The organism is Vibrio tritonius, assembly GCF_001547935.1.
Taxonomy (GTDB): domain Bacteria; phylum Pseudomonadota; class Gammaproteobacteria; order Enterobacterales; family Vibrionaceae; genus Vibrio; species Vibrio tritonius.
Window position 1 is genome coordinate 226,461 of the sequence record NZ_AP014636.1, and the last position, 10,864, is coordinate 237,324.

At 41.5% G+C, this 10,864-nt stretch carries 5 protein-coding genes; all 5 read left to right on the top strand.

What is annotated here, in order from left to right:
• Positions 1–681 precede the first annotated feature (681 nt).
• Positions 682–3,726 (top strand): type I polyketide synthase, encoded by a 3,045-nt coding sequence (locus JCM16456_RS16250; protein ID WP_068716443.1) that lies wholly within the window; start codon positions 682–684, stop codon positions 3,724–3,726.
• Positions 3,727–3,773: 47 nt separating this feature from the next.
• Positions 3,774–7,793, top strand: a complete 4,020-nt coding sequence (locus tag JCM16456_RS16255) for a non-ribosomal peptide synthetase (protein ID WP_162266548.1) — start codon at positions 3,774–3,776, stop codon at positions 7,791–7,793.
• A 16-nt stretch (positions 7,794–7,809) separates the two neighbouring features.
• Positions 7,810–8,328 (top strand): sterol desaturase family protein, encoded by a 519-nt coding sequence (locus tag JCM16456_RS16260; protein WP_068716447.1) that lies wholly within the window; start codon positions 7,810–7,812, stop codon positions 8,326–8,328.
• A 27-nt stretch (positions 8,329–8,355) separates the two neighbouring features.
• Positions 8,356–9,564, top strand: a complete 1,209-nt coding sequence (locus JCM16456_RS16265; RefSeq protein ID WP_068716449.1) for a MupA/Atu3671 family FMN-dependent luciferase-like monooxygenase — start codon at positions 8,356–8,358, stop codon at positions 9,562–9,564.
• Positions 9,565–9,668: 104 nt separating this feature from the next.
• Positions 9,669–10,829, top strand: coding sequence for an MFS transporter (locus JCM16456_RS16270; RefSeq protein ID WP_068716450.1), 1,161 nt, complete (start codon positions 9,669–9,671; stop codon positions 10,827–10,829).
• Positions 10,830–10,864: the final 35 nt, after the last annotated feature.

Below are 10,864 nucleotides of genomic sequence, written 5' to 3' on the forward strand. Positions count from 1 at the left end.
CCGAGCACGGGTTTATCCTCGTGATGTCCGTAGGAAAGGTTTGATAACCTTGATGGTTCAATGTCTTGTAAGAAGCGTTTGGTGGCTTCTAGGAAACGATGGACATCATCACATCCATTTTTGTTTGCCACACGGATAAAGAAGCTCTCTAGGCTTTCATCGCTATAAGTTTTAGGTCTTTAAAGAAACATAATACACTCCTCCTACAGTACATATAACTGTAGAAATGAACAGTTGACCTGAGTATTCGTATATTAACTAATGAACAAGTTTTTGATAGTGGTCGCAAAACTCTGCGATGTGGGGGGGACGATCGGTGAGTTCGTCTAGGTGGGTCATGAATTTGCGGAAGTAAGCTTGGCTCATAAAAGGTGTTTACTTTAGATATCACTATTATTTATCAGCGAGACCAAGTTAAACCTTTCGAATTTAAATTAATAGGTAGCCCTTAAAAAATGTAGTCGACAGCTATGATGACACGGGGAGCTACTTACGAGATATATAATTGTTTTTAAAGTGCTTAGTAGTGTATTGTTGTGTTTGTGTTGTCATTTGTTGCCACTTATTTTGTATTGTTATTTTTGTGTTGATTTTTATTTAGAAATGCTACATAAACTCCGGATAGTATAGCAATTGATTTGTGTCAAATTCGATGCATACAAGATGAAAAGGGAGTTTACAGTGACAAGAAATGGTAACGAGGTTGCGATTATAGGCTTTGCCATTAATGTTCCAGGTGCAAACGATGTTGATGCGTATTGGAAAATGATCTTAGAAAGGGAAGAAGCGTTGTCAGACATATCAGATGACGTTTTGCGCTCTAAAGGTGTTAGCCCTCAACTACTAACTGACAAAAACTATGTTAAAAAAGCGTTTACCGTACCTGACTCTGATAAGTTTGATGCGGCTTTTTTTTCTATGTCAGCGCGTGAAGCGGAAATACTAGATCCACAACAGCGTATGTTTTTGGAGTTATGTTGGAAGGGGTTAGAGTATTCAGGTTACACGCCCTCAACATATAACGGTCGTATTGGGGCTTTTGCTGGTGTTTTTTCAAGTTCATATTTAATGAACTTATACAGTCATCCCGACCTTATCGCCTCAATAGGTGAAATGTCAATCCGACATGGCAATGATAAAGACTATTTAGCTACACGCTTAGCCTACAAACTAAACCTAACTGGTCCTTGCCTATCAATCCAGACTTCTTGTTCATCATCGTTAGTGTCCGTTCATGTTGCAGCTCAATCTCTTTTATCTGGCGAGAGTGATATGGCTATTGCAGGTGGTGTGTCTGTATTGACAGATCAGGAAGTTGGCTATTTATATCAAGATGGGGGGCTAACCTCTAAAGATGGACGTTGCAGACCTTTTGATGCTGATACTAAAGGGACTGCATTTAGTAACGGTTTAGGTGTTGTAGTGCTTAAGCGACTGGATGACGCAATTCGTGATAACGACACTATTTACTCTGTAATTCTTGGTAGTGCTATTAATAATGATGGATCCAACAAAATTGGGTTTACAGCGCCTTCTTCTGAAGGGCAGTCGGAAGTGATAGCAGAAGCACTGGAAATGTCAGGTGTTAATGCCAGAAGCATAGGTCTAGTTGAGGCGCATGGTACAGGTACTCCATTAGGTGATCCAATCGAAATTGACGCCTTGAGCAGTGTGTATCGTAATCATACGAAAGAGAATCAATACTGCGCTATCGGGTCGGTTAAATCTAACGTAGGGCACCTCGGTGTAGCTTCTGGTGTAGCAGGACTAATTAAGGCAAGCCTAGCATTGCATAATAGAATCTTGCCGCCGAGCATTAATTTTGAAACTCCTAATCCAAATATAGACTTTGAAAACAGTCCATTTCAGTTAAATACGGAATCGAAAGAATGGATACCTGATGACGAAGAGATACGCCGAGCGGCGGTAAGTAGCTTTGGTATGGGAGGGACCAATGCTCATATGGTACTTGAAGAATATCGAGAGGATATGAGCAGTTCGATGAACAAAGAGCCACAGCTGATGGTGGTTTCAGCTAAGTCTGAAAGTGCAGCTCAGGCTATGGCTAACCAGCTTCAGCACTGGCTTTCTGCATCCACCATGCATTCATTAGAAGATGCGGCCTACACATTGTCACAAGGTAGGGATACCTTCCCTTTTCGAGTGTCGTTAGTTGCATATGGAGCGAGAGATGATACCCAAACTTTGAAGGTTAATGAAGCATTTGAAGACCCAGCTGTTATTTTTGCGTTTCCAGGTCAGGGAAGCCAGTTTTATTCGATGGGACAGGATCTCTACCAATCAAATGAGTTGTTCAAACGTGCTGTCGATGATTGTTTAGCTATCGTAGAACAATACTCAAAATTGCCAATTCGTGAATTGTTCACAGGTAAGCGATGTGATGTCGACATCAATAGTACTGAAGTTGCACAACCTGCGTTGTTTATTTTTGGGTACGCTCAGGCTATAGGTTTACAACAAATGAACGTTGTACCTAACGTTGTCATGGGCCACTCTATTGGTGAGCTGGTAGCTGCAACTGTCGCAGGTGTTTTTGACTTAGCATCTGCAATTCAAATCGTACTCAAGCGTGCTCGACTAATGCAATCCATGCCAGCGGGTAGCATGGTTTCGATCACTGCGTCTCAAGATGAGGCCGAGTCCATTATCGCTCCTTATGAAGATGTGTCTATCGCAGCCATCAATACAGGAGATACTTGTATTCTTTCAGGTCCAGATGCCTCTATTGAAAGTTTGCTGAGAATTTGCGCATTACAGGGTATCGATACTCGCCAGTTACATACATCCCATGCGTTTCATTCGGAAATGATGACTGAGGCTGCGAATGAGTTTGAAGCATTTGTTTCAGGTTTTGCACTTTCGTCACCAAAGATCCCTGTGATTAGTAACATTAGTGGTCAAGTGTTAACTGAAACTGAAGCGACAGATCCTGCCTATTGGTCGAAACATATTATCTCTCCTGTACTTTTTGCTAAGAGCCTACTTTCTATAATGCAGTTTGACACTCCAGTTATTGTTGATTTGGGGCCAGGGACAAATATTGCAGGCTTTGTGCGTTCAAGTCCTGCTCTTAATAAAATGATTAAGGTGATTACGCTACATAAGCATCCAAAAGATCAAAGTAACGAACAAATTGGTTACCTTAAAGCTGTTGGTGAGCTATGGGAGTCCGGTGTCGATGTCGACCTAGCCCAGCTCCATAAAAGGCCAAGAAAACGTGTTCCAATGCCTACTTATGTTTTTGATAAACATAGCTACTGGATAGAAAAGGCAAACTCAGCTTTGTACTTTTCTGGTACTGCTGCGACCAAAGAAGAAAGCGAACTGGGTGCGCGTCCTCCTGTTAGCAATGAGATAAATGAAGTCCCAACACTGACAGAGTATGAAGAAGTTAACATTAATCTATCAGGTGATATTGAAGGTGGATTGAAAAAAATATGGTGTGGTTTATTTGGGGTTGATTTTGTTGGATTGGATGAGGACTTCTTTGCACTGGGTGGAACCTCGTTAGTAGCAATCCAATTAATGTCTCAAGTTCGTAAGCAATTTGGTGTAGAAGTTGACGTCGAAGCTTTGTTCGATGATCCAACGATAAACGGCATAGCTAAGCAAATTAGGATCAGACAGGATGTTACTCAAGTCGATCAGGATGAGTTGTTGCGAGAGCTATTAGAGTCTGAAGACATCGACCTAGAAAAAATATAATGGTGAAAAGGATTACCAATGAACTTTAAAAAGAAATGGACATCAGTATGCAAGATCTAGAGCTTACCCAGTCAAACCTTCCCGAAAGGTTACCATTATCTACCGATCAATACCGAATTTGGTTCTTACACCAATTAGATGGCTCATTGAATCACTTTAATATCAACTTTGCGTTCAATATTGAAGGCCCCCTCAACCTAGACTCTTTACACTCGGCGTTAACCGACTTGGCACGACGACACGAAACCATGCGAACATCATTTCTTTCACAAGATGGTGTGCCTTATTTAAATGTTGCGCCGGAAAGTGACTATCAAGCAGACATGCCTGTTTATGAACTTGACGCAACACAATGGGGTGACTCTGGAGAGTTGGATAAACATATAAGAGACGAGTTCAACAAATTAGGCAAAGAGCCGTTTAAACTCGATCGGGACCATATGTTTCGAGTGACAGTATATAAATTGTCAGAAACCAGCTTTCGCATGCTTTTTACTATTCATCATATTATTGCTGACTTTGATTCTCTGAAGCTCCTTTTAAAAGAGCTATTTCATTGTTACAGAGTTAGAGTTAAAGGTGATGTAGAGCCTTTGATGCCTCTAACTGTGCAGTATTCTGACTATGCTTTTTGGCAAAATGAAAGGTTACGCAGTGGAAAGCTTGATGGGCAACTGAAGTATTGGCAGGAAGAGTTATCAGGTGAACTGCCTGTCCTGCGAATGCCAATGGATCGCCCTCGTGGAGTAATGGCTACCAATAATGGTGCGACAAAGCGTATAACTTTTAGTCAAACGTTAACAGATAAGTTAACAGAATTGAGTAAACAGAATTCTGTCACGTTGTTTATTACACTTATTTCGGCGTATCAAGTACTGCTGCATAAATACACGAAACAAGAAGACATTAACATTGGTACACCAATCACAACCCGTAACCAGGAAGAACTAAAAGATTTAGTTGGTTTGTTTATTAACACCCTAGTATTGAAGTCTGATCTTACAGGTGACCCCAGTTTTCTCGAGCTGTTACAGCGAAACCGGAAAATAGCGTTCAGTGCGTTTTCTCGTCAAGATATTCCTTATGAAAAGTTGGTATCCGAGCTTAATCCTGATCGTAACCTAAATTACAACCTATTTTTTCAAACCATGGTGATGTTTCTCGAGCCGGATAATCACGATATGGAGATGGTTCCTGGTGTGTCTGTATCGCCGTTTGAAATAGACAAAAAGACGACAACTTTTGAACTTACTCTGTCTTTCTCATATGTCGGTACGGCTTTGACACTGTTGGTTGACTACAACACAGACCTTTACAATGAATCGACAATTGCTTACCTGTTGACTCGCTTTGAATACTTGCTCGATGAGCTGACGAATTCGCCAAGTAAACCTATCAAATCTGTCAATTTACTTAAGCCGAGCGAAAGAGAAGAAATGCTTGCAGCCTATTCTGGGACTCAAACAGAACGGCTTGGGTGCGAAACGTTTAATACTATCTGGGCGAAGCGTGTAGAAGATACACCCGACTTAGTTGCAATTGTTGAGGGTAATACATCACTGACATATCGTCAGGTCGATGACAAGGTTTCTTTGCTGGCGAGAAAACTTGTGGGGCAGGGAGTGAGCGCAGGTTCTCTGATTCCCGTTGTAGCCAATAGAAACATTGATATGGTTGTCGCGTTTTTGGCTGTTCTCAAGTGCGGTGCTGCTTACGTTCCTTTGAATCCTTCTCACCCAGTTGAGAGACTTGCCAATATTGTTGCTCAAACCAAATCCAGACTTGTGATCTTGACGCAAGAGAATAGTGAGATTACGTCAGCAGTAGCGTGTCCTACAGTAAGTGTGAAAACACTCATGGAAGCGCCGATGGGTACGGCTGAAGTTGTGGATTCGATTCAGCATCCTCTTGATTTAGCTTATGTAATTTTTACCTCGGGTTCTACTGGTAGCCCTAAAGGGGTAATGGTCAGCCATGATAGTATAGTTAACCATTGTGAAAACATGGTGGAACGATTTGAATTAAACTCCTTTGACAGAGTGCTCCAATTTACTGCACCAAGTTTCGATGTATCTGTTCAAGAAATTTTTCCAACTCTCATGCAGGGTGCGGCGCTTGTTCTATGGGATCAGGACGGTATTGAAGGTACAGAGACCTTCTTTAGCTGGCTGGAAGACAAAAAAGTAAGTGTTCTTAATTTAACTACTGCACATTGGCATAACCTAGTCGCAGATGCCACCCATGACAATTTGAATTTTCCTGAATCGCTCAAGCTTGTCATCGTTGGCGGTGAAAAAGCTTCCGTTGCAACGTTGCGAGATTGGTCGTCAATGGTGGAAGGTAAAATTCGTTGGATTAATGACTATGGTCTGACCGAAACAACAGTTACAGCAACCATGTATGAGCATTCAAATTCGACGTTTGAAGCGGATTCAGTGCCTATTGGTACCCCGCTTAACAACGTATCTATCTACGTACTGGATGAGCAAATGAATCCTGTCCCAAGAGGAATTTACGGTGATATATACATTGGAGGGCGTGGTGTTGCGATGGGTTATTATGGTAATCCTGAGCTTACTAAAGAGAAATTTACAAAAAATCCATTTTCAAGCGGGCGCATCTTCAATACAGGCGATGTAGGTCGCATTAATTTGGATGGTTCACTGGAATTCGATAGTCGTAATGATCTTCAAGTCAAAATTCGAGGGAATAGAGTAGAACTAGAAGAGATTGAGAAGCACCTAATGATGTTAGACAACGTCAAAAAGGTTTTCCTTCGAGTATGTAGCGCGAAAAATAATGGGCAGAAATCAATTGCAGCCTACCTAGTGCTAAGTACGCAAACTGTTGGAGCTTCTGAAATCAAGGAGAGATTGAGTCAAATCTTACCTGATTATATGGTGCCTTCTAGTTTTGTGGTGATGGACGACTTTCCACTAACCTCACATGGTAAAGTTGACCAAAAACAGCTACCAGAGCCGAATATGTTGGAGGTTCGTACTACTGAGCAATATATAGCCCCTGTAACCGAAACAGAGCAAAAAATCGCTTTGTTATGGGCTGATCTATTAGGTAGAGAACAGATCGGTAGAGCTTCATCCTTTTTTGATATCGGTGGTGATTCTCTGATTGCTACAACATTGATCAGTCGATTGAAATCAGAGTGCGGCATTAATATTCCACTTCGGCTGCTATTTGAGCATCCCAAGCTTCAAGATTTAGCAGGCTATTTAGACCAACATACTCTCCCTACTAATAGTGAAAAGCAGAACTTAATCAAGCTTCAAACAGCTGGAGAAGGAACGCCTTTATTTTATGTTCATCCGGTTGGGGGCACCGTGAGTTGTTACTTCGGGCTTAGTCGTCGTTTAGGTCAGTCTCACCCATTCTATGCTTTGCAGGCACATGCAATGACCTATGAGGATTATAGCTTTAAAACCGTTGAGCATATGGCCGAACTGTACCTAGAGGAGATTCGTGCTGTTCAGCCTCATGGTCCTTACCGGTTAGGTGGATGGTCAATGGGTGGTTTTATTGCCTATGAGATTGCTTGCTTATTAAAGGCTCAGGGAGAAGAAGTTATTGAGCTATCAATGATTGACACTTACTTAACTAAAACGCGTGTCGCTGATGAAAAAATAGTGATGTTCAACTTTGTTCTCCAGTTGGCCGCATTGCCGGGCAAATCGGTCAGTGAAGAATACTTACTTAGCTGGCAAGACAAAACGTTCGAATTTGAAGACGTTTGTACAGAGCTACGCAAGCTCAACCTAATTCCGGAAGAGACTCCAGATGATTACATTCTTCATCTATTTAATGTGTATATGGCCACCGTTGAAGCATTCAAGAAGTACGATCCTAACCCAGAAGCGCCAATTGACGTTAATCAAGCCGTACTGTTTAGGGCGCATGATTCTCATGAGGAGCAAGGGATCTGGCCCAAGCTAGTCAACAATGTAGAACTACATCATATTAATGCTGACCACTTTGGAATTGTTCATCACCCTGAGGTTTCAGAGGTTATTAGCAGAATTAGTCGTGTATCAAATATGGAAGTTACAAAATAAATCCACGGAGTAACAAATGGAAATTGTATTAAAAGTAATAGGGTATTTTTTTCTATGGACCTTATATTCATATATATGTCACGTGATAGCTCATGTCCGTTTCAAATATAACTTCTTACAGTATTTTCACATGAAGCATCACGCTTACAATTATGACGATACATTTTGGCCACCTTGGCATGACTATTTTTTTTGGTTCGGTGATTTTCGTTCATCTATGGATGTATATTTTACCTTCACTTTGCCATTAATTGTACTGACATTCTTTGATCCAGTCCCAGGAGCAATCCTTTTGGCATTTCACTATGTTTATGAAGTATTCCTCAGCCGAACGGTATTAGATCATAATCCTAAAATTACTGGAAAAATAACGCGCTTTATACCTATTGGTTCATTTCACTTGAAGCACCATACCAATGTTCGTTGTAATTTTTCTTTCTACATAACGTTGTGGGACTACTTATTTAAAACGGATGAAAAGGCAGTAAAGGTGAAACGTCAGAACCGTCGCCTGAAAGCATCACAAGCATCGTAATGGAAATCAATATTGTAGAGAAATAAAATGCCAAGTATACAAGACAAACTGAATAGCCTAACGCCTGAACAGCGCGAAAAGTTACTACAAAAAGCAAGAAACAAAAGGGCATCAGAGCAAGCTGAAGACAAAGCACAGCCCACGATAAATGCCTGTGATATGGACTTTTCGCTTATTTTCTTTTCCGGGAACGGTTCAAGTAATGAACCCAACAAATATGAGCTGTTAATTAAAGCAGCAAAATTTGCCGATGTTAATGGTTTTAGTGCTGTTATTACACCGGAGCGTCATTTACAGCCTGTAGGTGGGTTATTTCCAAACCCTTCTGTATTGAGCTCAGCACTAGCAATGGTCACCGAACGAATACAGTTGCGTGCAGGTAGTGTAATTATTCCATTACATAACCCTATCAGAGTAGCCGAAGAGTGGTCTTTGGTTGATAATTTGTCTAATGGACGTGCCGCGATCTCTTTGGCGACTGGCTGGCACCCGGCAGATTACATTCTGGCCCCTGAATTATACGAAGATCGACGCCAGGTAACATTTGACAATGTGGATCTCATTCGTCGCCTATGGGAAGGAGAGAAAGTCTCAACTAAGGACATTACTGGGAATACCGTAGAGGTTCAAACCTTGCCACGTCCTATTCAGCCAACACTACCTATGTTCTTAACGTCCAGTGGTAACCCTGAAACTTGGAAAAAAGCTGGCGAAATGGGCATGAACGTACTGTGTTCATTGACTAACCATTCTTTTGAAAGCTTACAGGAAAATATCACCTTATATCGTGAAGCACGAGAGCAGAGTGGTCATGATCCTCAAACGGGTATTGTCTCAACAATGGTGCATACATTTGTGGGTAAAACGAATGAAGAAGTGAAAGGCAAAGTAAAAGAACCTCTTCGTGGATTTTTGAACGACTATATAAACCAAAACGATACGTTGAACCCATTTAAGGATAAGAACCAGGCTGTTAGAGATGTTATTGATAATGAGCGTGAGGCATTGATTAGTTACGCATTTGAAAAACATTTTTCGCAAACATCCATGATGGGTTCCAAGCAGAAATGCATTTCCATGGTTGAAAAGCTCCATGCATTAGGCGTTAACGAAATTGCGTGTTTGATCGATTTCGGTCTAGGTCAGGAAGATATTATGCAAGGGTTAGTTGAGTTAGCAGACATGAAGTCTGTATTTGCACCTGTTCAGGCCAGTTTGAGCGCTGAAATAGCATAAGTAAAGTAGTAGGAGAAGTGCCTACCATCAAAAGGGAAATTGTAGGAGATTCACCCGTGTTAAACAATCACCGTTTTATATACTTCGGAATAATGACAGCAACGATGTTGGATTCATTTGCTGTAGGAATCCTTTTGCCAGTATTGCCATTTATAGTATTGGACTTGGGGGAAAATGCTTTTTGGGTTGGTGCACTATTTAGTATTCAGTTTATTGGTGGAGCGCTAGGCTCACCAATTCTAGGTAAGCTGTCAGATAGCATCCCTCGGGTTGCGTTGTTGATATTGAGCTTAGCTTGTATCGCCTTGGGAAATTGGGCACTACTTTGGGCTTCCTCCGTGTTTGTGTTATTTGCTGTTCGAGCTGTTGTAGGATTTATGAGCTCGAATTTGGTGATTTTTGAGTCAATAATTTCAGAAATTTCATCTGATGATGACAGAAGTGCTGGATTAGCCAGACTACGTATCGGTTCTACAATTGGCCTTATCCTCGGGCCAGCATTTGCTGTAGTGGTAGGCCAAATGAGCTTCGTCGATCCTCATACGGATATGATTATTGTTGCTTCGGCAGTTAGTTCAGTTATTCCTTTTATTATCGCTCTTACTTTCAAAGGTGAAATAACCAAGCTTCACGCATCGCACAGTAGCCGTCTACCTTATTCTAAGGTGTTTAAAACTTTCCGCAGTAATGCACAAGTTCGAGATTTCTCGTTAATTAAAATGCTCGTAGCGGTCTGTTTTGGGTTGATTATGGCTGTTGTCCCCGTATGGTCAGAACAAGTTCTGGGATGGACGTCGACAGAAGTATCAAATTTGATGCTTACATTTGGTTTATCCCTATTGTCAGTGCAAATCTTTATCGCGTTTGGCAAAGCAAAATGGTTGAACAGTATGGCTGCATTGGTTATTGCATGTTTTATTGTAATTCCGGGGCTAGCATTGGCTATATTTTGGTCGAGCGGCTGGTCTTTAATCATTCTAAGTAGTGTGACTGGTCTTAGTTCAGCGGTGGTTAATATCACTGTACCTGCCACGATTAGCCGACTGAGTTACGGCAATGTTGGAGTCATGTTAGGCCTTATGTCTACAGTTGTGTTGATTGGTAGTACTGCAGGGCCAATGATATTTGGTTTGGTTTATGACTACTTTGGCTACGGATGGAGCCTGTTCTGTGGCCTGATTTCAGCAGCTTATGCTACTTGCCTTGCTATAAAGCATTCTCGCAGAGTTGAAGTCGCTCCAACTTTGTCGCAAGAGCAAGCTTAAATCGTTATAGGCTGGAGGCGTTCTTGCCTCCAGTC

Coding starts and splice junctions, on each gene's coding strand:
- JCM16456_RS16265 (WP_068716449.1), top strand. CDS start 8,356: ATGCCAAGTATACAAGACAAACTGAATAGCCTAACGCCTGAACAGCGC.
- JCM16456_RS16270 (WP_068716450.1), top strand. CDS start 9,669: ATGTTGGATTCATTTGCTGTAGGAATCCTTTTGCCAGTATTGCCATTT.
- JCM16456_RS16260 (WP_068716447.1), top strand. CDS start 7,810: ATGGAAATTGTATTAAAAGTAATAGGGTATTTTTTTCTATGGACCTTA.
- JCM16456_RS16255 (WP_162266548.1), top strand. CDS start 3,774: ATGCAAGATCTAGAGCTTACCCAGTCAAACCTTCCCGAAAGGTTACCA.